Here is an 856-nt window from a genome sequence, read left to right as displayed (position 1 = left end):
TGTGCAGATAATGGTCGTCCTGCCATTGATCCTGTCGTCTTATTTAAAATGATTTTTCTCGGTTACTTTTACGGTATTCGTTCTGAACGTCAATTGGAGCGAGAGATCCAAACCAATTTAGCCTATCGCTGGTTTTTAGGACTGGGATTGACAGATAAGGTTCCAGACCATTCGACGATTAGCTGGAACCGACGAACCCGGTTTAAAGATACGAGCATCTTCCAAGATATTTTCGATGAGATTGTTCTCCAAGCAATCTCACACCGAATGGTTGGCGGACGTGTTCTCGTAACCGACTCTACTCATGTGAAGGCCAATGCGAATAAACACCAGTACACGAAACAACAAGTGCTACAAAATACCAAGGATTACGTGGACGAGCTCAATGCCGCCGTGGCCGAAGACCGGAAAGAGCATGGAAAAAAGCCCTAAAACTCAGAGAGGAAGTGAACGAAGAAAAAGAAATTAAAGTGAGCAAAACCGATCCAGACAGTGGATATATGATTCGAGATGGCAAACCAGAAGGCTTCTTTTATTTGGACCACCGTACAGTCGATACCAAATACAATCTCATTACTGATGTGCACGTGACGCCCGGAAATGTTCATGATTCCGTGCCCTATTTGTTGCGTTTAGATCGCCAACGAGAACGTTTTGGATTTGCCGTAGAAGCTGTTGCACTTGATTCAGGTTATTTGACTACACCGATTTGCCGGGGACTACAACGTCGAAAGATCTTTGCCGTGATTGCTCACCGGAGATTTCATCCCAAGCAAGGCTTGTTTCCGAAGTGGAAGTTTACCTTTGATGCCGAACGTAATCTATATGTTTGTCCAGCGAGTCACGAACTGAAATA

Annotated in this window: 1 pseudogene; it reads left to right on the top strand. The window is 44.5% G+C overall.

Annotated elements, in window-relative coordinates:
* Nucleotides 1–856 (top strand): annotated as a pseudogene (locus AC3WT9_RS34595) (IS1182 family transposase); the annotation flags it as partial.

The organism is Paenibacillus sp. EB106-06-01-XG199 (genome assembly GCF_058791575.1).
The sequence above is the reverse complement of the archived record's forward strand: the minus strand, read 5'-3'. Positions and strand labels throughout refer to the sequence as shown.